The 21326-nt window shown below is 67.6% G+C and carries 20 protein-coding genes; 9 read left to right on the top strand and 11 right to left on the bottom strand.

Annotated elements, in window-relative coordinates; genetic code table 11:
- Positions 1–11: 11 nt before the first annotated feature.
- From WKR98_RS07190 to WKR98_RS07170, 5 genes are all read right to left on the bottom strand, one after another.
- Positions 12–1205: a M20 aminoacylase family protein gene (locus tag WKR98_RS07190; protein WP_124692185.1), complete on the bottom strand. Its 1194-nt coding sequence runs from the start codon at positions 1203–1205 to the stop codon at positions 12–14.
- A gap of 35 nt (positions 1206–1240) precedes the next feature.
- Entirely contained in the window at positions 1241–2008 is a 768-nt protein-coding gene (locus tag WKR98_RS07185; RefSeq protein ID WP_124687484.1) for an ABC transporter permease, read from the bottom strand.
- A 3-nt stretch (positions 2009–2011) separates the two neighbouring features.
- The gene (locus WKR98_RS07180; RefSeq protein ID WP_202865580.1) at positions 2012–2770 is read right to left on the bottom strand and encodes an ABC transporter ATP-binding protein; all 759 of its coding nucleotides are present in this window, start codon (positions 2768–2770) and stop codon (positions 2012–2014) included.
- Positions 2767–3735, bottom strand: coding sequence for an ABC transporter substrate-binding protein (locus WKR98_RS07175; protein WP_161567664.1), 969 nt, complete (start codon positions 3733–3735; stop codon positions 2767–2769). Before WKR98_RS07175 ends, WKR98_RS07180 begins: the two co-directional genes overlap by 4 nt.
- A gap of 143 nt (positions 3736–3878) precedes the next feature.
- Positions 3879–5192 (bottom strand): CapA family protein, encoded by a 1314-nt coding sequence (locus tag WKR98_RS07170; protein WP_341432482.1) that lies wholly within the window; start codon positions 5190–5192, stop codon positions 3879–3881.
- A 148-nt stretch (positions 5193–5340) separates the two neighbouring features.
- On the opposite strand from WKR98_RS07170, the gene WKR98_RS07165 reads away from it, so the two are divergent.
- Positions 5341–6240 carry a LysR substrate-binding domain-containing protein gene (locus WKR98_RS07165; protein WP_124687481.1) on the top strand — a complete coding sequence of 300 codons (900 nt, stop codon included), beginning with the start codon at positions 5341–5343 and terminating at the stop codon, positions 6238–6240.
- A 45-nt stretch (positions 6241–6285) separates the two neighbouring features.
- Here WKR98_RS07165 and WKR98_RS07160 read toward each other — a convergent pair whose 3' ends face one another.
- Together WKR98_RS07160 and ftsY are read right to left on the bottom strand one after the other, a co-directional pair.
- A complete protein-coding gene (locus tag WKR98_RS07160; RefSeq protein ID WP_124687480.1) occupies positions 6286–6807 on the bottom strand; it encodes a cupin domain-containing protein in 522 nt (173 codons plus the stop codon).
- A gap of 187 nt (positions 6808–6994) precedes the next feature.
- Positions 6995–8170, bottom strand: coding sequence for a signal recognition particle-docking protein FtsY (gene ftsY, locus WKR98_RS07155; protein ID WP_341432481.1), 1176 nt, complete (start codon positions 8168–8170; stop codon positions 6995–6997).
- Between the two features lie 114 nt (positions 8171–8284).
- Here ftsY and rsmD point away from each other — a divergent pair, with 114 nt between their 5' ends.
- The 3 genes from rsmD (at position 8285) to WKR98_RS07140 (ending at position 9853) form a co-directional block, all read left to right on the top strand.
- On the top strand, positions 8285–8887 hold the full coding sequence (rsmD, locus tag WKR98_RS07150; protein WP_124687478.1) for a 16S rRNA (guanine(966)-N(2))-methyltransferase RsmD: 603 nt from the start codon (positions 8285–8287) through the stop codon (positions 8885–8887).
- A 175-nt stretch (positions 8888–9062) separates the two neighbouring features.
- Positions 9063–9563: a pantetheine-phosphate adenylyltransferase gene (coaD, locus tag WKR98_RS07145; protein WP_124687477.1), complete on the top strand. Its 501-nt coding sequence runs from the start codon at positions 9063–9065 to the stop codon at positions 9561–9563.
- Positions 9564–9592: 29 nt separating this feature from the next.
- On the top strand, positions 9593–9853 hold the full coding sequence (locus tag WKR98_RS07140; protein WP_124687476.1) for a YfhL family 4Fe-4S dicluster ferredoxin: 261 nt from the start codon (positions 9593–9595) through the stop codon (positions 9851–9853).
- A 16-nt stretch (positions 9854–9869) separates the two neighbouring features.
- Here the strand turns inward: WKR98_RS07140 and WKR98_RS07135 are convergent, their stop codons facing one another.
- Entirely contained in the window at positions 9870–10967 is a 1098-nt protein-coding gene (locus tag WKR98_RS07135; protein WP_341432480.1) for a maleylacetate reductase, read from the bottom strand.
- Positions 10968–11205: 238 nt separating this feature from the next.
- Between WKR98_RS07135 and WKR98_RS07130 the strand changes: the two genes are divergently transcribed.
- The 4 genes from WKR98_RS07130 to WKR98_RS07115 all read left to right on the top strand — a co-directional run bounded on the left by WKR98_RS07130 (position 11206) and on the right by WKR98_RS07115 (position 15049).
- On the top strand, positions 11206–12168 hold the full coding sequence (locus tag WKR98_RS07130) for a VOC family protein (protein ID WP_124687475.1): 963 nt from the start codon (positions 11206–11208) through the stop codon (positions 12166–12168).
- A 41-nt stretch (positions 12169–12209) separates the two neighbouring features.
- A complete protein-coding gene (locus WKR98_RS07125; protein WP_341432479.1) occupies positions 12210–12998 on the top strand; it encodes an alpha/beta fold hydrolase in 789 nt (262 codons plus the stop codon).
- Positions 12999–13073: 75 nt separating this feature from the next.
- Positions 13074–14054, top strand: a complete 981-nt coding sequence (locus WKR98_RS07120) for a tripartite tricarboxylate transporter substrate binding protein (RefSeq protein WP_341432478.1) — start codon at positions 13074–13076, stop codon at positions 14052–14054.
- A 95-nt stretch (positions 14055–14149) separates the two neighbouring features.
- A complete protein-coding gene (locus WKR98_RS07115; RefSeq protein WP_341432477.1) occupies positions 14150–15049 on the top strand; it encodes a LysR family transcriptional regulator in 900 nt (299 codons plus the stop codon).
- Positions 15050–15058: 9 nt separating this feature from the next.
- Here WKR98_RS07115 and WKR98_RS07110 read toward each other — a convergent pair whose 3' ends face one another.
- Both WKR98_RS07110 and WKR98_RS07105 read right to left on the bottom strand, forming a co-directional pair.
- Positions 15059–16525 (bottom strand): 2-hydroxymuconic semialdehyde dehydrogenase, encoded by a 1467-nt coding sequence (locus tag WKR98_RS07110; protein ID WP_341432476.1) that lies wholly within the window; start codon positions 16523–16525, stop codon positions 15059–15061.
- Positions 16526–16546: 21 nt separating this feature from the next.
- Positions 16547–17755, bottom strand: coding sequence for an FAD-dependent oxidoreductase (locus WKR98_RS07105; RefSeq protein WP_341432475.1), 1209 nt, complete (start codon positions 17753–17755; stop codon positions 16547–16549).
- 259 nt (positions 17756–18014) lie between these two features.
- Here WKR98_RS07105 and WKR98_RS07100 point away from each other — a divergent pair, with 259 nt between their 5' ends.
- Positions 18015–19784: a thiamine pyrophosphate-requiring protein gene (locus tag WKR98_RS07100; RefSeq protein ID WP_341432474.1), complete on the top strand. Its 1770-nt coding sequence runs from the start codon at positions 18015–18017 to the stop codon at positions 19782–19784.
- Here WKR98_RS07100 and WKR98_RS07095 read toward each other — a convergent pair.
- Positions 19733–21313 (bottom strand): gamma-glutamyltransferase family protein, encoded by a 1581-nt coding sequence (locus WKR98_RS07095; protein WP_124687468.1) that lies wholly within the window; start codon positions 21311–21313, stop codon positions 19733–19735. The genes WKR98_RS07100 and WKR98_RS07095 overlap by 52 nt on opposite strands.
- Positions 21314–21326: the final 13 nt, after the last annotated feature.

Below are 21326 nucleotides of genomic sequence, written 5' to 3'. Positions count from 1 at the left end.
CAAGGGGAAAGTCACGTCGGCCGGGACGCCCGGTCGTCGACGAGATAGGTTTCGGCCAGCGCGGTCCAGAAGCGGATGCCGTGCGGAAGATTGTCATCGTTGAAGTCGTACTGGGGCGTATGGAGTCCTGCCGCCCCGCTACCGCAGCCGTTGCCCAGCCGGATCATGGCTCCGGGGACCTGTTCCAGCATGTAGGCGAAGTCCTCGCTTCCCATCGACCGCCTGGCGCCGCGAACGACCCGGCTCTCGCCGAACAGCCGCCCGGCCACCGACGCGCCCAGGGCCGAGGCGTCGGCATCGTTCCGGACCACGGGATAGCCATGGACGTAGCGGACTTCCGCCTCGGCGCCATAGGCCTGCGCCGTGGCATTCACCAATCCCAGGACCCGTTCCTTGATCAGGCTGCGGATCGCTGGGTCGAACGAACGGATGCTCAGGCCGAGCTGCGCGGCCTCGGGAATGACGTTCAGGGCCTCGCCCGCGTTGAACCGGCTGACGGTCACGACCGCGGCCTCCTCCGGATCGAGATTGCGCGCCACCACCGACTGGAGGTTCATCACGATCGAAGAGGCCGCCAGGATGGGGTCGACGCTTTGATGCGGCCTTGCGGCATGCCCCCCCTTGCCTCGTATCGTCACGAATACGCGGTCGCCGGCGGCCAGGAATCCGCCATCGCGAAAAAGGAAGACGCCGCTCTCGGCCCCGGGCAGGTTGTGGATGGCGTAGATGCGATCGCAGGGAAAGCGCTCGAACAGGCCGTCGCCAAGCATGGCGGCGGCACCGCTGTCGAAGCCTCGCTCCTCGGCCGGCTGGAAGATCAGGTTCAGCACGCCGGAGAAGCGCCGCGTTTCCGCCAGCCGGCGTGCGGCCCCGAGCAGCATGGCGGTGTGGCCGTCATGGCCGCAGGCATGCATCACGCCCGGCCTGCCGCTCGCATAGTCGAGCCCCGTCGCCTCGGTGATCGGCAGCGCGTCCATGTCGGCCCGCAGCCCCAGCGCACGCGTCCCGCCGCCATGGCGCAGCCTGCCGACAACCCCGGTTCCGCCCACGCCACGGGCCACTTCGTAGCCCCACTCCTCCAGTTTCCCCGCCACGAGGTCGGCGGTCGCGAATTCCTCGAAAGCCAGCTCCGGATGGTGATGCAGATGCCTGCGCAACGCCCGCGCTTCGTCTACGGCGGCATCGAATGCCGGACCCTCGTCCATCACGGCGTTGATATCTTGCACGTCGATCATGTCGCTCATAGGCTTGCCCGTTGCTTGGCGGACTCATGCCACGGCACGAGGATCTTGCGCAGCGATCCCACGGAGAAATAGAGAAGAAACCCGATCGTCGCCAGCAGCAGGACAACGGCGAACAGCGTGTCGACCTGCATCTCCTGGAGCTTGACGGTGGCGAGATAGCCCAGCCCGCGGGAGCCGGCCACGAACTCGGAGACCACCGCGCCGATGATGGACAGCACGATCGCCATTTCCATGCCGGTCAGGATGAAGGGCAGCGACGAAGGGATGACCAGCAGCCGGAACCGCTTGCGCACCAGCGCCTTGCCTACCGTGAACACCTCCGACAACCCGCTATCCACCGACTTCGCGCCCAGGTAGCTGTTGGAGAAAACGGGGAAGAAACCCATGACGGCCGAGATCACGATCTTCGATTCGATGCCGAAGCCGAACCACAGGATGAACAGCGGGATCAACGCCACCTTGGGGGTCAGTTGCAGGCCCACGATGAAAGGCTTGAAGATGGTGTCGAGTATCGCCACCCGGCCCAGCACCTGGCCCAGGACGGACCCCAGCACAACCGCGATGCAGAACCCGCCCAGGCATTCGAAAAGCGTCGTGCGCATGTGCATGTAGGTATCCGGCTGCTGCAGCAGGACGATCAGCGCGGTCAGGACAGCCTCGGGAGGCGGCAGCACCAGCGGCGACACCTCGAACAGCACGACGTACGATTTCCAGATGGCAAGGAAGACGATGATCGACGCCGCCTGTATCAGTGTTTTCTTCACGGTTCATATCTCCAGGAGACGGCGCAATTGATCGCACAGCTGCACGTAGCGCGGGTTGGAACGCTCGCGGACATGGGGCCGGGGCAGATCCACGGTGATTTCCGCCGTGACACGGCCCGGCCTGGGAGAAAGAACCAGTACGCGATCGGCCAGCTGTACCGCTTCGTCGATCGAATGCGTGATCAGGAAGGCCGTGAACCGGCGCTCCAGCCAGATGCGTTCGGCGTCGGCGATGATCTTTTCCCGCGTCAGCGCGTCCAGCGCCCCGAAGGGCTCGTCCAGCAGCAGCAACTCGGGCTCCGCGTACATCGCCCGTGCGAACGAGGTGCGTTGGCGCATGCCTCCGGACAACTCCGACGGCATGCGTTTCTCGAAGCCGTTCAATCCCACCAGCGCGCACAGATCGCGCGCACGCTCCCTGCTGGCCTTGGAGAACTTCGCCGTCATGTGGTCCGCGAGCGCGATGTTGTCCTCGACCGTCATCCAGGGAAGCAGGCGATGCTCCTGGAATGCCACGCCGAAGTCGACGGCGCCGCCGCCGCTGTAGCGGATGCGGCCCTGGGTGGGCTGCTCCAGGCCGCACAACAGCCGCAGCAAGGTGGACTTGCCGCATCCCGAGGGGCCGATGACCGCCACGAACTCGCCCTTCCCTATGGACTGACTGATCCCCTGCAGCGCGACGGTTTCCCCCGAGCCCGTATGGAAGGACTTGTGGACGTCCTCGAATGTGACCAGGGCCTGGCCCGATGTGCCGGTGCTCACTTTGCCGCCTTGTTCCAGATGTCGTTGGTGTACATGTTCCGGGAAGATGCCTTGATGACCCCGGCGCTTTCCAGCAGGCGGCGGCCCTCTTCCCACTGCCGCTCGTCGTTGCGGACGACCTTGTCCACGCCATGCGTGGTCCAGAGCGGCCGGGTGGCCTTGACGTCCTGGAGCGCCACGTCGAGCTTGTCCAGCCCCGGTACGTCGTACTTCGCCCGGATGCGGACCAGCGCCTCGGTCAACGCCTTGTCGTCCATGGCGACCAGTTCGCGGGCCGCCTGCATGACGCTGCGGGTGAAGGCGATGTACGGCGCCGGCGTCCGGTTCAGGTTTTCCTCGCGCGCCACGTATACGTTTCCGGGAACGTCATCGTCGATGTCCATCACATGGATGGGCATGCGCTCGGCCTGCATGCGGGCCACCGCGCTGGTGTTGGCGAAGAAGCCGTGCAGCCTGCCCGCCTCGATCAGCCCGAAGGTGGCCGGACTGTAGGCGACCTTCTCCCTGCGGACACTGGCGGGCGCGACGCGGGCCTTTGCCAGCATCAGGTTCAGGCTGACTTCGGCGGTACCGCCGAACGAAGGCAGCCCGATCACTTTCCCCTCCAGGTCCTCGGCCCGGCGCAACGGCGCCTTGGCCGCGGAAACCAGCAGGAAGGGTGACGTCTGCGCGATCGTCCCGAAAGCGATGACGTCCGAATTGGCCGCCGCCCGGGCCGCCATGTAGGCATCGCCGCCGGCCCGCCCGATGTGGATCTGGTTGCCCGCCACCAACTGGATAGCCTGGGCGCCGCCGCGGCCCACCTCGAGGCGCACCCGTACGCCGTTGCGCTCGTATATGCCGGCCACGTCCGCATAGAATTCGGGCGCGTATGCGAGCGACAGCGTACTGGGCGTCATATAGGTAAGTTCCGCGCCCGGTTGCTGCCCGAATACGGGAGCAGCCAGCAGGGAGGCCCCTGCCATGCCCAATCCCGCCTGCATGAAAGTTCTGCGATCCACAATGATCCCCTTTGGTCCAGTCAGTGGGTACGACTCCGAAACTTCTCGTCCTTGCATCGCCGTGCTCGGTCGCACGTGTTGTTTTTCCTGCTTCCCGCCCCAACCGTTCACATCACCAGCCGGCCCATGCCGTCTTCGATGTGCAGCCTCGTTCCATAGGGCTCGCACAGCTTCTGGAAGTCGCGCAGGATGTCCTCGTCAGGGACCAGGGCCGGCGTTCCCCGCCGCCATCGCGGCTGGCCCGGGCCCAGCGTCACCGGATGCAGGGTCAGGGCTTCCAGTTGCCCCTCCTTCATCGTCCAGCGCGGCATCACCGCTCTCCAGATGTCGGGGTTCGTGGCCAGGCCCCTGCGGCCTTGGTCCGACCGCGCATCGAATGCTTCCTGGGGCGACGCCCGCTCATCCAGTCCGTAGTTCTCGTAGAAATCGCTGGGCAGCGACGCGACGGTTTCATTCTGGAAAATGAAATTTCCAAGGCTGTAGAAAATAGGGCATCCCTTGTATATTTCGAGCCCTCGCATCACGTGGGGGCCATGGCACAAAATGGCGTGCGCACCCGCGTCGATATATGCATGCGCGGCCTCTTTTAGAAATCCGGCCGGAGCGCATTTATTTCCGCGATGCATTTCATGGGAATGAATACTGACGAGCACATAATCGGCCTGGGCCCGAGCGTCTCGTATTCCGGCCAGGGTCCTGGCCATATCCCTGGCGTCCGGCCGGCTGACCGGACCGGGCTCCGGGCCCGCCCTGAAACCAATACCTCCGAACACATGGTCCACCCCGTCGGCGGCCAGGGAAAAACCTTCCTTTATACGCAGGGAATCGTGGTCGTTGATGCCGGTGGCCTGGGCGATCGATCGCAGGCATTCGATTTCCGCGGCAGGCAGGGTGTAAACCGTTCGATGGCGCAGCGGATTGACGCCCGGGCGCCCTCGCATATCCATCCGTTGCGCTCCCGCCGCGGCCGATTCATGGAAGGTGGACGCCATCGAGATCAGCCCCACCCTCCCGGCGGCGGTCTCCACGAAACAGGCCTTGCTTGCCTGGGCAAGATCGGTCCCGAGTCCCGCGTGGGCCAGGCCGGCCTTCCGCAACGCCCCGATCGTATCCAGCAGGCCTCTTTCGCCGAAATCCAGGGCGTGATTGGTGGCGGCGGCGACGATATTGAATCCGTAATCGGTCAATATATTCGCGTGATTTTCCGAAGTGCGGGCCCAAGTGCCGCCGCTGATGGCCGCGGGACTGGCGTCGGCCGAAGCGAAAGTGGTTTCCAGATTGCAGAAACGGGCATCCGCGCCTCGTATGAATTCCTGCAAATCCCGAAACGCCGAATCGGGAAAAATATCCCGGTTGACGAACACATCTCCGGCGGCGACAAATACCATCTCTCCCATTTTTCCATGGGTATTATTTTCCAAAGCCAACTCCCGATATTTACATGACCGCCGAATCCGAAAATAAAACTCCGGCTCCGGGATTCATTGTTGAATATTGACGGGATCAGTATACTGACGTGAAATATCCACGTCGCATGCGATTTTTTCGCAGAAACCATTCCGTTTTCGCATGAAATATTCCCTGGGCCGTCACCTGCCCTCCACCATCAATCTGATAGCCCTGGTCACGGTGGCCCGGACGGGCAACGTCACTCGCGCCGCCCAGGAACTGTTCCTGACGCAGAGCGCGGTCAGCAGGCAGATCAAGGACCTGGAGGAGTTCGTCGGCCGGGCGCTATTCAAGAGAAACCGGGGTGAACTTTCCCTGACGCCGGAGGGCCGCCGCTACGTCGAGCAGATCGAGGCCTTGCTGAACCAGATCGAGGAAGCCACCCTCGGCCTGAGCACCTCGACCGACACGAACGCGCACGTCACCGTTTCCAGCCAGGCGACGCTTGCCGTCAAATGGCTGCTGCCGCGTCTGGCGGATTTCGGAAAACAGCACCCCGACATCATCATCGACGTGGAAACCCATGTCGGGCAGATCGACATGAAGCGCGTACATGCCGATATGCTGATCATTTTCAGGGAGCACGCCGAGCCGGGGTGGACGCTGGACCGGTTGGCCAGCGGCGGCGGTTATCCCGTCTGCGCCCCGTCGTTGCTGGAAACCACGGACAAACGCGGCATCGCGGCGCTTGCCGTATTGCCGCTGCTGCACCAGCGATCCAGCACGGGGGGCTGGGTGGAATATTTCGAAAGCCTTGCCCAGCCCGATCTCCGAGCACGGCCGGGTCCCACTTATTCCCTGCTGACCATGGGCCTGCAAGCGGCTCTTGCCGGAATGGGAATCGCCATCCTGCCCGATTTCGTCGTCCAGGAAGACCTCAACGCGGGCAGGCTGGTCAAGGTGCACGACGTCCCGCTGGTCAAGCGGGGTTCGTATGTGCTGATGATCAAGGAATATGCGCGCGGCGCGCCCGCCATCGAACGCCTGCGGGAATGGCTGCTGGCCGCCACCGCCCTGTAGCGCGCCGGCGCGCAAGGCTGCCTCGAGGGCAGCGGCGCCGCGGCCTTATTTCTTTCCGTGCAACTCGTGGCCGGGCGGATACGTGGGGCGCAACGGGCGCGGCGCGCCAATGACGACGACGAAGCGGCTTTCCTCGTCCGTTTCGGAAACGATGGATCGATAAACCCCGGGCGGAACCGAAATCAGGTCCCCTTCCTGAAGGCTGGTTTCGGCGCGTATGCCGTCATGCTCGATGACGAACCGTGCCTTGCCCTGGGTCAGGTAGAAAACTTCCTCCACATCCACATGCAGATGCGGGGGAAATTCATGGCCGGCCGGCAATAACATGGTCGTGAACGTGAAATGCTCGGGATCCAGGCTTTTGGAATCCGCCGTCGCCCCGGCGGCCCCGAATCCGATATATCGCATTTGCGCGCGCGAATATTTCGGATTGATATCGGCCTGGAATTTCAATACCCCCCAATCGTAGGCCAGGCTGCTCTTGCGGACGACGCGCGACGCCAGCAGGCTTTCCAGCGTGTGCCCCTCCGGCAAGGGACATGGGGAGGTCGTATCATAATCTTGCATACCCGGCTCTCTGCTTCGTCATGAAAAGCAAAGTGTAGATATGCCCGACCCGCGCCACCCAATGAATTAATTTTCAGGACGGCATTCCCTTTTTTCATCGCCGGGCCGTCCCAAGATGAAAAGCGCCCCTTGGGGGGCAGCGCCGCCGCGAAGCGGGCAAGCGTGGGGGCTTTTTCATTGCCGGGGTTCAATTCCCCAGCAGCGCCCCGGCGAACTCGTCCGCCACGAAGGGCTGCAGGTCGTCGATCCCCTCGCCCACGCCTATCCAGTACACCGGCACCGGCCGCACGCCCTGCGCGCCGGCCGCCACCGCGGCCAGGATGCCGCCCTTGGCGGTGCCGTCCAGCTTGGTCACGATCAGGCCGGTCAGGCCCAGGGCCTGGTCGAAGGCCTTGATTTGCGCCAGCGCGTTCTGCCCCGTGTTGCCGTCTATCACCAGCAGCACCTCGTGCGGGGCCGAGGCGTCGGCCTTGGCGATCACGCGCTTGATCTTCTTGACCTCTTCCATCAGGTGCAGCTGCGTGGGCAGGCGGCCGGCGGTATCGACCATCACCACGCCCATGCCGCGCGCCTGGCCGGACTTGACCGCGTCGAAGGCGACGGCGGCCGGGTCCCCGCCTTCCTGGGCGATGACCGTGACGTCGTTGCGGCGGCCCCACTCCACCAGTTGCTCGCGCGCGGCGGCGCGGAAAGTGTCGCCCGCGGCCAGCAGCACGCGGCGGTCCTGTTGCTGGAAGGTGCGCGCCAGCTTGCCGATGGACGTGGTCTTGCCGGCCCCGTTCACGCCCGCGATCATGGTCACGATGGGCGCGGGGCGGTCCAGGTCGAAGCGGCGCTCCAGCGGCCGCAGGTGCTCGGCCAGCAGCTCGCGCAGGACCCGGCGCACCCCGTCGCCGTCCTCGATGCGTTCCTGGCGCACGCGCTCGCGCAGCCCCTTGAGCAGAGACTGCGCCGCGTCCACGCCGGTATCGGCCATGATCAACGCGGTTTCCAGCTCCTCGAACAGGTCCTCGTCGACCTTCACGCCGACGAACAGCGTGGTCAGGCTCTGGCCGGTGCGCGACAGGCCGGTCTTCAGGCGTGCCAGCCACGACGACTTGGCGGGCGCGGCCGCCTGGGGGGCCGAGGGCGGGGCGGGAGCGGGCTCGACCGGGGCAGGCGCCACCGGCTCGACAGGCATGGAAGGCGGTGCCACGGGTTCGGCGGCAGGTGCCGCGACGTCAGGGGCCGCCGGCTCCTGGACAGGCGGCTCCTGGACGGGCGGCTCCTGGGCAGGCGGCGGAACGGGCGCGGCGGCCGGCGCCTGGGCACGGTCCTGCTCGGGGGAAGGCGTGGGGGTCTTCTTCTTGAAGAAACTGAACATGGAAACCTGTCTGCTGTAACGGCCTGCGGCATCATCGGAACAACGGGCCGCGGCCCGCCCGGCGGACTCGCGGCCGCCGGCGTATAGAATCTGGGATTCTACCGGTCCATCGCCATGTCCTCATCCCGCCCCTCCACCGCCCGCTCCCACCGCACGGCCCCCCACAAGGTCCGCATCATCGGCGGCCGCTACAAGCGCACCCCGCTGCCCGTCCTGGACCTGCCCGACCTGCGGCCCACGCCGGATCGCGTGCGCGAGACGCTGTTCAACTGGCTCAACCATCTCTGGGGCGGCGAATTCGCCGACAAGACCGTGCTCGATGCCTTCGCCGGTTCGGGCGCGCTGGGCTTCGAGGCCGCCTCCCGTGGGGTGGCCGAGGCGGTGCTGGTCGAGACCGACCGACGCGCGGCGGCCTCCCTGGAGGAGCTGCGCGCGCGCCTGGGCGCCGGCAATGTCAGCATCGTGGCCGGCGATGCCCGCAGCTACCTGGCGCGCGCGGCCGCCCGCTACGACCTCGTGCTGCTGGATCCACCGTTCGGGCAGGACTGGCTGGACCGTATCCTGCCGTCGGCATTGCAAGCACTTACTAACGGTGGAATGCTTTATATTGAAGCAGAAGCGCCGATCGCGGCTCCGCCCGGCACCGAATTGCTGCGGCAGGACAAAGCCGGCGCGGTACATTTCCACCTGCTGCGTTCCCTGCCGGAAACGGCGTAGCGCCTGGAAACGTCCGATACGCGTCATTTCCAATTTGCTGCGCCGCGCAAATAAGGAAATAATCACATCATCCGGAAACCGGATGCCGGCCGCCGAAGGCGCCGGACGATTCGTCCCGCCCCCCGGCCGGGACCGAAGAGGCTGACGCCCATCAATAGAAATACGGAGCCTACGCATGATCATTGCCGTATACCCTGGCACCTTCGACCCGATGACCCGTGGCCACGAGGATCTCGTCCGCCGCGCGGCCGGGCTGTTCGACAAGGTGGTGGTCGGCGTGGCGGTCAGCCGCAACAAGGCCCCCTTCTTCACCGTCAGCGAACGGGTCGAGATCGCCCGCGAGATCCTGGGCCATTACCCCAACGTCCAGGTGGCCAGCTTTTCCGGCCTGCTCAAGGACTTCGTTCGCGAGCAGAACGCCCGCGTCATCGTGCGCGGCCTGCGCGCCGTCTCGGACTTCGAGTACGAGTTCCAGATGGCCGGAATGAACCGATACCTGCTGCCGGATGTCGAAACCATGTTCCTGACGCCGTCCGACCAGTACCAGTTCATCTCGGGCACCATCGTGCGCGAGATCGCCCAATTGGGCGGCGACGTGAGCAAGTTCGTGTTCCCGTCCGTCGAACGCTGGCTGCAAGCCAAGGTCACGCAGCTGGGCGGCCGCGACGGCGCCTGAGCTCCCCAAGCAGCAAGGAAGTCCCTGTCATGGCTCTGCTGATTACCGACGAATGCATCAACTGCGACGTCTGTGAGCCCGAGTGCCCCAACGATGCCATCTACCTCGGCACGGAGATCTATGAGATCGACCCTGCCCGGTGCACCGAGTGCGTCGGGCACCACGACGAGCCCCAGTGCAAGGTCGTCTGTCCGGTCGAGTGCATCGAGCTGAATCCCGAATGGCCGGAAGACCGGGACCAGTTGATGAGCAAGTACCGCAGGCTGACGGTGCATCCCGTGACGGAATGACCGCCGCCCGGCGCGTTCACTGCGCCGGTAACGGCGCGTCGCCTTCGTAGGCCTGCTGCAGCAGTTCCCGGATCGCGGTCCGCTCCAGCGGACGCGGGTTCGGATAGGGCTGGCTGGCCGCCAGGTCCGCGACCCGGTCCAGCTGCGACGCCCGCACCCCCAGTTCCCTGAGCCCCTTGGGTACCCCCAGCGCCCGGCCCAGCGCATGCAGGCCGGCGGCCGCGTCCTGCGCGCCCAGCGCGCGGCGGATCGCCGCCATGGCTTCAGGAGCGGCCGGCGCGTTGTAGGCGGCCGCATAGGGCAGCACGATGGCATGGGTCTGGGCATGGGGAAGGTTCAGGCTGCCTCCCAGCACGTGGCACAGCTTGTGATGCAAGGCCATCGACACCACGTTGAGCGCCATGCCCGCGAGCCAGGCGCCGTACAGGCAACGCTCGCGCCCCGGCAGCGCGCCGGGATCGCGCAGCACCTCGGGCAGCCCGCGCGCCAGGGCGCCGATCGCCTCCTCGGCCATGAGCGACACCACGGGGTTCCCGTCCGCCGCGTACAGCGCCTCGACACAGTGCGCGACCGCGTTCAGGCCGCTGCTGGCCGACAGCGGCGCGGGCAGGCTCAGCGTCAACGCCGGGTCGTACAGCACGGTGGCGGGCAACACCCGGTCGTCGCGGCCCGTGCGCTTTTCCCCGCCATCGGTCAGCCCGTAGATGGACGTCATTTCCGACCCGGCATAGGTGGTGGGAATGGCGAGGATGCGCAGCGGCAGTTCCCGGGCCATGGCCTTCGCCAGGCCGGTCGCCGAGCCTCCTCCCAGCGCGACCAGGCCGTCGGCATCCGATTCGCGAGCCCGGGCCACCGCCGCCCCGACCACCGCCACCGGCACGTGCATGACCGCCTCGGCGAACACCGACGGCTGCGCCTCGCCCAGGGCCGCGGCCACGGCTCGCGCGTCGTCCGCCTGCTCCGGCGTGCACAGGATCAGCGGGCGCTTCATGCGCAACATCTCCAGCTCGCGCCCCAGGTGGCGCAGGCTCCCTTCCCCGAACACCACGCGCGCGGGCGCGCTGCGATAGATGAAGGCGGCGATGCCTACCGACGGATTCCTGCGACCTTGCATGACGGCTCTCCCTTGATGTCCGGTGGACATGGTAGGGACACCGGCCCCAGCGGGTCGATAACGGAACCCTTATGCATCCAATGCGAAAACGGCATGCGGCGCCCCATCGGGCGACCCGGGCTTGTATGCCGATTTCGCATGCGGCGCATCGCGAAACCGGTATGGTGCCCCGCGATGCGCTGCCGGATACTGCCCCGGCGCCTGTCGTGAGGAGGCGCGGCACCACACAGGAGACGACATGACCGAACGCTCTAGCTCGATACAGGGCCTGCATCACATCACGCTGTGCACCGCCACGGCGCAAGGCGATGTGGATTTCTTCGTAAAGGTGATGGGGCAGCGCTTCATCAAGCAGACGCTGTTCTACGACGGCAAGATTCCCATCTATCACTTGTACTTCAGCGACGCCGACGGCACGCCCGGAACGGTCATGACGACCTTCCCCATGCGCCGCACCGAACTGGTGGGCCGCAAGGGCTCGGGGCAGTTCACCGCGATCGCGTATTCGGTCCCCCCGGGTTCGCTCGATTTCTGGCGCGAGCATTTCCGCCGCAACGGCATCGCCATCGCCGGCGAGTCGGAACGCTTCGGCGAGAAATACCTGCGCGTGGTCCATGCCGGCATCGATTTCGAAGTGGTCGAGGACCCGACCGACCAGCGCAAGCCCTGGAAATCCGACTACGTTCCCGAGCAGTACGCCGTGCGCGGCTTCCACAACTGGACCGTGACCGTGCGCGAGCTGGAGGACATGGACACCTTCATGCACGCGGCCTGGAGCTTCCGCCGCACGCTGTCCGACGGACTGTTCACGCGCTACGAGGTGGCCGAGGGTGGCGCCGGCAAGCGCATCGACATCCTGCATGCGCCCGACCTGCGGCAGGGCACGTGGACGGTGGCCGAGGGCATCGTCCACCACGGGGCCTTCGACGTGCCGGACTACGACACGCAGATGCGCGTCAAGCTCGAGACCGAGGGCATGGGCTTCACCGATTTCTCCGACCGCAAGAACCGCGGCTACTTCGAATCCACCTACGTGCGGACCCCGGGCGGAGCGATGTTCGAAGCCACCAAGTCGCTGGGCTTCAAGATGGACGAGACCGAGGAAGAACTCGGCACCGACCTGAAGATCTCCCCGCAGTTCGACGTCTCGCACGAAGAGCTCAAGGCCTTCATGCAGAAGGCAGATCCCATCCACCTCTGAGCTGCGTCTCGAACTCGCTCCCCACTCTGGAACACGCCGCCATGAATACATTCACCACCTTCGGCACCGGCCCCCGGAAAGTGCTGGTCCTGCCGGGCCTGTTCGGCGCCCGGCCGCTGGAGCCCATGCTTGCGATGGCAGACGGCGACGCATGCCAGTACGTCGTCATGGACTACCGCGGCTACGGCGCCTCGCGGGCCCTGCCCGGCCTGTGCCACCTGCGCGAAGTCGTCATCGACGCCATCCGCCTGCTGGACTACCTGGGCTGGACGCATGCCCACGTGCTCGGCCATTCGATGGGCGCGCTGGCCGCGCAGATGCTGGCGGTAGCCGCGCCGCGGCGCATCCGCTCCATCGTCTCGCTGGCCGGACTGAACGCCCAGGGCGCCTCCCGCGATCCCGCCCACCGGCGCCTGATGAGCGAAGCCGCGCACGACCTGTCCAAGCGCGCGGCCATCATCGACAACGGCACGGGCAAGCGCCATGGCGCCGCGCAGGTCCGCCAACTGGCCGAGGCCTCCTGGAACGCGATGAAGCCCGAAGCCTTCGCCGCCTATGCCGCGGACGCGGCCGCCACCGACATCCATCGCGAGGTCGACGGCAGCACCGTACCCTTCCATGCCATCGTGGGCGCGCACGACCCCGCCGCGAGCGAGAAGTCCGCGCGGGAAACCAGCCTGCGCTGGTACCGCGACAGCAGCCTGACGGTCCTGGCCGACGCCGGCCACTACCCCTCGATCGAAACGCCGGTGCAGGCCATCGCGGCGATCGAATCCTTCCTGAGCCAGGCCGAATCGGCCGCGCGCGAGAAAGAGAAACTGGCGGCCTGACCCAGGCATCCGGCGCCGCCGCCAGGCCGCCGGCCCGGCCGGCGGCCGACCCCATAATCAGAACGGAGACACACCATGCATGCGCGCTTGCCGCGGGCCTTCGCCCGCCTGCTTCTCTTCGCCCCGGCGTTGGTCTCGGCAGCCGAGGCGACCCCCTATCCCACCCGGCCGCTGCATCTGGTGGTCCCCTTCACCAGTGGCGGCATCGCCGACATCATGAGCCGCGTACTGGCGGAACGCCTCAAGGACTCCCTGGGCCAGCCCGTGATCGTGGAGAACCGTCCCGGAGCCGGTACGCTGCTCGCATCCGAGTACGTGCAGCGCGCCGACGCGGACGGCTACACGCTGATGATGGCGGCGTCGTCCCTGACCATCGCGCCCAGCGTCTATCCCAAGGGACGGGTGAAGTACGACCCCGAGCGGGATTTCACGCCGATCTCGCTGGTGGCCGAGGTGCCGCAGGTCCTGGTCGTCTCCCCCTCACTGCCCGTCGGCAGCGTGGGCGAGCTCATCCGCTACGCGCAAAAACATCCCGGACAGCTCAACTATGCCTCCGCCGGCGCCGGCACCTCGAATCATCTCGGTGCGGAACATTTCAAGCAGATGGCCCACGTCAGCATCACCCACGTCCCGTACAAGGGCACCGTGCCGGGGCTGAACGACGTCATGACGGGCAACGTGCAGATGATGTTCGCCGATCTCGCCGCGGCGGACCCGTTCATCCAGGCGGGCCGACTCAAGGCCCTGGGCCTGACCAACGCCAAGCCCTCGGCCGCGCGTCCCGAGCTGCCCCCCATCGCCCAGGCCGGCGTGCCGGGCTACGACAGCAAGTCCTGGCTGGGCGTCGTGGCGCCCGCGGGAACGCCCCCGGCCATCGTGGCCCGGCTCAATGCCGGTATCGCCAAGGTCCTCGCGCAGCCCGAGGTCAAGCGCCGCTTCCAGGCCCTGAACGTCGACGTCGCGCCGAGTTCGCCGGAAGAGTTCAGGAACTACATCTCGGCCGACACGGCGCGGTGGGCCCGGATCGCGAAAGAGACCGGCGCCGCGGTCGACTAGCGGCGCCTTGACGCCCTTGCGCCGGCTGGACAGAATGAACGGCCGTTGACCTATCCTGGCTCCCGCCCGCGGCGGGAGCCGCCGGAGGACCAAGCGTGCGCTCCCTCGATCTCCGATTGCTAGCCGTATTCGACGCCATCCTGCGCGAGAAGAGCGTGACCGTCGCCGGCGAAAGCCTGGGCCTGAGCCAACCGGTCATGAGCCAGTCCCTCAGCCGCCTGCGCGACTACTTCGGCGACCAGTTGTTCGTCCGTACGTCCGAAGGCATGATGCCCACGCCCCGCGCGCTGTCGCTGGCATCCAGCGTGGGCGAAGTGCTGGGCATCGTCAGCCAGCGCTTCGAGCCGCCCAGGACCTTCGACCCCTGTACCTCCTCGCGCACCTTCAGCTTCTTCGCCACCGATTTCGCCGCCGCCATCCTGGTCCCCAGCCTGATGGCCCGCTTCCGGCCGCACAGCCCCAACCTGCGGGTGCGCGCCCTGCCGATGCGGCCCAAGGGCATGGACGAGGCGCTGGAAAGCGGCGAGGTGGATCTCGCCTTCGGTAACCTCTCGGAATTCGGCACCGGCTTCTACCAGACCGGCATCTACCACTCCGACTATGTCTGCCTGGCTCGCGGCGACCACCCCGAGATCCGGGAAACGCTGACCGTCCAGCAATACCTGTCGGCCTCGCACGCGCTCATCTCGCCCTTGCCGCCGGGCTACGACGGCCTGGAGAAATTCCTGCGCGACATGCTCGACCCCGCGCGCATCGTCCTGTGCCTGCCCAACTTCTTCACCGTGCTGACCTTCCTGCCTCAATCGGACATGCTCGTGACCATGCCCCGACGCGCGGGCACCACCGCCGCCCGCATCATTGGCGCCCAGGTGCTGGAACCCCCGGTGAAGATCCCGGGCTTCGACGTCAAGCTGTTCTGGCATGAGCGCTTCCACAAGGACCTGGCCAACCAGTGGTTCCGCAACCAGGTCCGGGAAGCGTTCAACGATCGCTAGCGCTCCCCCTCACACCAGCGAACATACATTGCGCTGCTGGCTGTAGAAGTCCAGCGAGGCCAGCCCGCCCTCGCGGCCTATGCCCGATCGCCCCAGGCCGCCGAAGGGCGTGCGCAGGTCGCGTATCCCCCAGGCGTTGACCCAGACCACGCCCGCGCGCAGGCGGGCGGACACGCGCAGCGCCTGCGCGTGATCGCGCGACCACAGGGCCGCCGCCAGGCCGTATTCGCTGTCGTTGGCCAGGTGCACCGCCTCGTCCTCGTCGTCGAAAGGCGCGATGTGGCAGCAGGGACCGAACACCTCGTGCCGGACGATGGCGGACGACTCGTCCAGCCCGGTCCAGATCGTCGGCGCCATCCATGCCCCCTCGGCCAGACGGCCGGACATGGACGGGGCCTGGCCACCGGCGTGCACGGTCGCGCCTTCGTCGCGTGCCACGGCGCAGGCCCGCAACACCTTGTCGCGGTGGCGGCGGCTGATCAGCGGCCCCATGGTCGTGCCCGGATCCAGCGGATCGCCCATCCGCAGCGCGGCGGCACGCGCCGACAGGCCTCCCACGAATCGCTCGAACAGGGGCCGGTGCACGTAGATGCGTTCGGTGCCGAAGCACACCTGCCCCGAGTTCAGGAAGGCGGACCGCGCCGACCCCTCGATCGCGGCGTCGAGCTCGGCCGATCCGAAGACGATGGCGGCGTTCTTGCCGCCCAGTTCCAGCGACACCGGCCGGACGCCGCGCGCCGCGGCCGCCATGATCGCCTCGCCCGTCCGGGTCTCGCCCGTGAACGTCAGCGCGTTCACGCCGGGATGCGCGGCCAGCAGGGCGCCCGCCGAATCCTGGCCGAAGCCGTAGACGACATTGAAGAGGCCCCTGGGCAGTTCGATCTCTTCGATGACCCGGGCCAGCAGCGCCACCGAGGAAGGCGTTTCCTCGGAAGGCTTCACCACCACGGCGTTGCCGCAGGCCAGCGCCGGGGCGATCTTCCAGACGGCCAGCACCAGCGGGAAGTTCCAGGGGCAGATGATGGCCACCACGCCATGCGGCAGGCGCGTGGTCATGTTGACGGCGCGCCTGCCTTCCGGCAGGGCCGTGACCACCACGTCGTCCCGATGCGTCCTGAGCAGTTCCGCGAAGATCTCGAAGGTGGCGATGGCGCGCGGGATCTCGACGCCGCGGACCATGGACAGGGGCTTGCCGGTGTCGCGCACCTCGGCATCGACGAAGGCGTCGAACCGCCCCCGGATGGCGCCCGCGATCTTCAACAGCCAGTCCGCCCGCTGGTCTGAGGAAGCGGCAGCCGCGATGCCGCGCGCCGCCCGCCTGGCGGCTTGCACCGCTTCGTCCACCAGTCCGGCGTCGGACTCCTCGACCTCGGCGATCAAGGCATCGGTGGCGGGGTCGCGCTTCTCGAAGCGACGCAGTTCGGGACGTGAAACATGCCTTCCATCCAGGAAGGCGGATATGACGGGAGTAGCCATCGTCGTCTCCATCGGCAAGGGTCAGCGGATCGCGGCGGCCTGCGCCACCGAACTGATCATGGAACTGTCGCGCAGGTAGGACTTCGCCAGCTCCGGATCGCGGACCACCGTGCGCAGCTCATCGATGTTCTGCCGGCGCACGCCGGGATCGCGCTCCTGCATGAGCCGCTTGTTGCGTATGCTCTGGCGCTGCACGTTCTCGACCGCCACGCGCCGGCGCTGGCGGTCGTAGAGATCGAGCAGCGCGCAGTCGGCCCCCGTGCAAACGGCGGCCAGCTTCTCCGACAGATTGATCGCGTCGTGCACGCCGCCGTTCAATCCGAATCCGCCTATGGGATTGTTGATGTGGGCCGCGTCGCCCGCCAGCAGCACGCGCCCGTTGCGAAAGCTGGAGGCCACGCGCTGATGGACGCGGTAGGTGCTCTGGTAGACCAGCTTGCAGTTGCGCTCCCGGCCCAGCACCTCGCGCAGCATGTCCTGCGCGTAGTCCTCGGCCAGCACCGCCTCTTCGGGCAGGTCGGGATCGGACGGCATGGCGATGCGCCACAGGTTCCCGACCCGGGGATCGGCCAGCCGCAGGATGACGGCCCACTTGTCCGGGTCGGCCACGTACGAGGTCTCGGCAAAGCCCTCGGCGGCAAGGTCTTCGTCGACGTTGGTGACCAGGAAGCGTTCCGGCCACGTGAAGCCCTCGTAGTCGATGCCGCTGCTCTTCCTGACCGCGCTGCGGGCGCCGTCGCATCCCACCACCCAGCGGGCGGCGATCGTCTCGAACCGTCCGTCGGCATCGGCGTACCGGACCTCGACGCGTTCCCCGTCCTGTTTCACTTCCTCGACGCTCGCGCCGAACACGACCGCCGCGCGCGGCTCCCGCTCGAGCTTGGCCAGCACGTCGGCGGCCAGATGATGCTGGGGCAGGTGGAACCGATAGGGGTAGCGGGTTTCCCCGGCCAGCATGCCGAGATCGAACTCGGCGACGACGCCCTCTTCCTTGTCCCGTATCTGCCAGACCGGGATGCGCAGGCCCAGCGGCAGCAGGTCGTCCGTGATCCCCAAGGGTTCGAGCATTTCCAGCGTGGGAGGATGGAAGGCCGCGCCGCGCTGCTCGCGGGGCAGTTCCCGCAGCGCCTCCAGCACCACCACCTCGACTCCCGACCGCGCCAGCGCCAGCGCGGTCACCAGGCCCACCGGGCCGGCCCCAACGATCACTACCTGAGTTTCTGATGTCATGATGAATGTATGGCTGATCGATGAACATCGCCGCGCTCCGAATCGCGGAGCCGGCGTCCTGTCGCCACCATACGAAGGGCTCGTACCCGCGTCGAGAACGTGCCGCTAATGCCCGGCATGCACAATATGCATGATTCGCCGGTGGACACGGAGCGGCCGGGCATAGCGTTCGCGCATGCCGCGCATTAGCGTTCGGGGATGGCAGGCAGCCCCGGGACGCGGCTAAGGTGGCGGCCGACCTCCACTCCCGGAAACTCCGATGGCCTTGAAAGAAAGCGCGGTCCATCCCTCGGCCGCAGAACGCCTCATCCGCCTTGCCTCCCGCCTGGGCATCGAATACATCTTCGCCAACCTGGGCAGCGACCATCCGGCCTTCATCGAGGCGCTGGCGCACCTGCGCGAGGCCGGCGAGCCGGCGCCGCGAGTCATCGTCTGCCCGCACGAGATGACCGCCCTGAGCGCGGCCCACGGCCATGCCATGCTGACGCGCCGCGCCCAGCTCGTGCTGGTGCACGTGGACGTGGGCACCCAGAACCTGGGGGGCAGCGTGCACAACGCCTGCCGCGGACGCGTGCCGGTCATCGTGGTCGCGGGGCTGTCGCCCGTGTCCGAGGACGCGGCGCGGACGGGTTCGCGCACCGAATACATCCACTACATCCAGGACACCACGCGCCAGCACGATCTCGTGGCGCCGTTCATGAAGTGGCTGTACGAACTGCGGGATCCGGCCACCACCGAGGCGACCCTGCTGCGCGCGCACCAGCTCGCCGCCTCGGAGCCGCAGGGCCCCGTCTACCTGACCGGCGCACGCGAGGTCTGGGACGCCGCCGCCCCCGCCGCCGCGCCGGACCCCGGGCTGCGCGGCCCCGTGGGCAAGGCCGCGCTCGCGCCGGAGGCGGTCGAGAACCTGCATGCGCTGCTGGCCGGCGCCCGCCGGCCCCTGCTCATCACCACCTATGCCGGACGCGATCCGGCCACGGCCGGGAAACTGGTTGCCCTGTGCGACAAGTACGGCCTGGGCGTGGTGGAGGTCGGCCCGCAGTACATGAACTTCCCCGGCGACCACGCCTGCCACCTGGGGTACCGGCGCGACTGGCTCGTCGACGAGGCCGACGCCATCGTGCTGCTCGACGTCGACGTGCCCTGGCTGCCCCGCAACACCGGACCGGCTCCGGACACCCGTGTCATCCACATCGATGCGGACCCTGTCAAGCCCACGCTGGGCGCCTGGCACTTCGAAGCGCACGAGCGCCACCTGGCCGACAGCGGCGTGGCGCTCGACCAGCTTCTGCGGGCCGGCCTACCGGTGGATGCCGCGTTGAAGCAGGAACGGCTGGCGTGGATCCGGACACGATCGCCGGCCGCCGCCGGCGCCGCGCCCGCCAGCGGCCCGCTGACGGCGCAGGAAGTGACGCTGGCCGTGAAGGAACTGCTGCACGAACGCAGCATCGTCCTGTGCGAAGAACCCTCGAACGCGTACGCCATTGCCTCGACGCTGCGCATGAACCGCCCCGGCAGCTTCTATGCCAGCGGCGGCAGCGGCCTGGGCTGGTGCATCAACGCCGCCGTGGGCGCGAAGCTGGCGGCCCCGGATGCCGAAGTCATCGCCCTGGTGGGCGACGGCTGCTATGTCTTCGGCGTTCCCGCCAGCGCCTACTGGGTCGCCCGGACCTACGACGCCCCCATGCTGACCGTCATCTACAACAACAGCGGCTGGCGCTCGCCCAAGGTCTCGACCGAACTCGTCCACCCCGCGGGCGCGGCCCATGCCGGCGACGCCTACTGGGTCGCGGCCAGCGCCGGTTCGCGCCTGGCCGACCTGGCCGCCGCGGCCGGCGACGCGCTGGCCATCCGCGTCGAAGACCGGCGCGAGCTGCGCGCGGCCCTGGCGCAGGGCCTGGCCAGCGTGCGCGCGGGACGGCCGGCGGTCATCGAAGCGATGCTGGCGCCCGCCACCAGCCAGGCACTGGGGACCCCTCACATCCCCACCGGCACCCCGTCCCTGCGCGGATCCGACCCCGCCGCGTAGCTCTCTCCTGTCCGGACCAGGCACTGGCCGCCGCCGAACTCCATGCTCCCGGCCGGCGTGCGCGTCACGGGGTGCCCACGCTCGCGCAACCCGGCCTCGACGTCGGCCGGGAACGCCGCCTCCACCCTCACCCCTTCCCCATCGTCATCGACGCGCCAGCGCGGCATGTCGAGCGCGGCCTGGGGATTCAGGCCCAGGTCCTCCAGCGCCGAGATGACCTGCATCTGTCCTTGCGGCTGCATGTTGGCGCCGACCACGCCCACGGCCCCCCACGGTGCCCCGTCGCGCAGCAACAGGCCGGGAATGATGGTGTGGAAGGGTTGCTTGGCGCCATCGACCTGGTTGGGATGGCCCGGGCGCAGGGAGAAGCCCGAGGCCCGATTGTGCAGGCTGACGCCAGTGCCCGGCACCACCACGCCCGAGCCGAAGCCCTGGAAATTGGACTGGATGAAGGAGACCACCATGCCTCCCCGGTCGGCGGCGGCGAGGTAGACGGTGGAATGGCGCGGTATGTCGCACGCCTCGTGCCGGCCCGCCCGGCGCGGATCGATGCCGCGTGCGCGCCCGGCCAGGTAGGCGGGGGCGAGCAGTTGCGCCGGATCCATCCGCATCATGGCGGGATCGGCCACATGTCCATAGATGTCGGCGAAGGCGATCTTCATCGCTTCGATCTGCAGGTGCGCACGCAGCGCGGCGTCCTGCGACGGTCCAAGGTCGAAGTGGCGCAGGATGCCCAGCGCCATCTGCACCGCCAGCCCTTGCGATGGCGGCGGCATTTCATGCACCTGCAGGCCGCGGTAGTCGATGGACTGCGGCCGCACCCAGCGGGAACGGTGGTCGGCCAGGTCCTGCGCGGTCAGCGCCGCGCCGTGGCGGCGGGCGTCGGCAACCAGGCGCCCGGCGATCTCGCCTTCATAGAAGTCGCGGCCCCGGGATGCGGCGATCCGCTCGAGCGACGCGGCCAGCTCGGGAAAGCGAAAGCGCTCGCCGGCCTCGGGCATGCTTCCTCCGGGTAGAAAGGCCTGCGCGAAGCCAGGCTGGTCCTTCAAGCGCGGGGCATGGATGCGCCATTGGCGCGCGATGGCCGGCGATATCGGAACGCCCTCGCGCGCATAGTGGATCGCGGGGGCGAGCACGACATCCAGCGGCAGCTTGCCGTAGCGTTCGCTCAGGTCGGCCCAGACGGCCACCGCGCCCGGCACCACCACCGATTCCCAGCCTTCGTTGGGCATGCGCTCGCACCCGGCGAAACGCTCGGGCGTCCAGGCCGCGGGCGATCTGCCCGTGCCGTTCAGGGCAACGACTTCCTTGCCGTCCCACAGCAGCACCTGGGCATCGCCGCCCAATCCGTTCATGACCGGCTCGACCGCGGTCAGCGCGGCGGCGGTGGCGATCGCGGCGTCGACGGCATTGCCGCCGCGATCGAACATCGATGCGCCGGCCCGCGCCGCCAGCGGCTGGGAAGTGGTCACCACGTTGTCGGCCAGCACCGGCTGGCGCTGCGAGCCGTAGGGCAAAGTCCAATCCATGCACACTCCAGTT

Source organism: Pigmentiphaga sp. YJ18 (genome assembly GCF_038066655.1).
Lineage (GTDB): Bacteria > Pseudomonadota > Gammaproteobacteria > Burkholderiales > Burkholderiaceae_B > Pigmentiphaga.
This window is presented reverse-complemented; position numbering and strand designations above follow the sequence as displayed.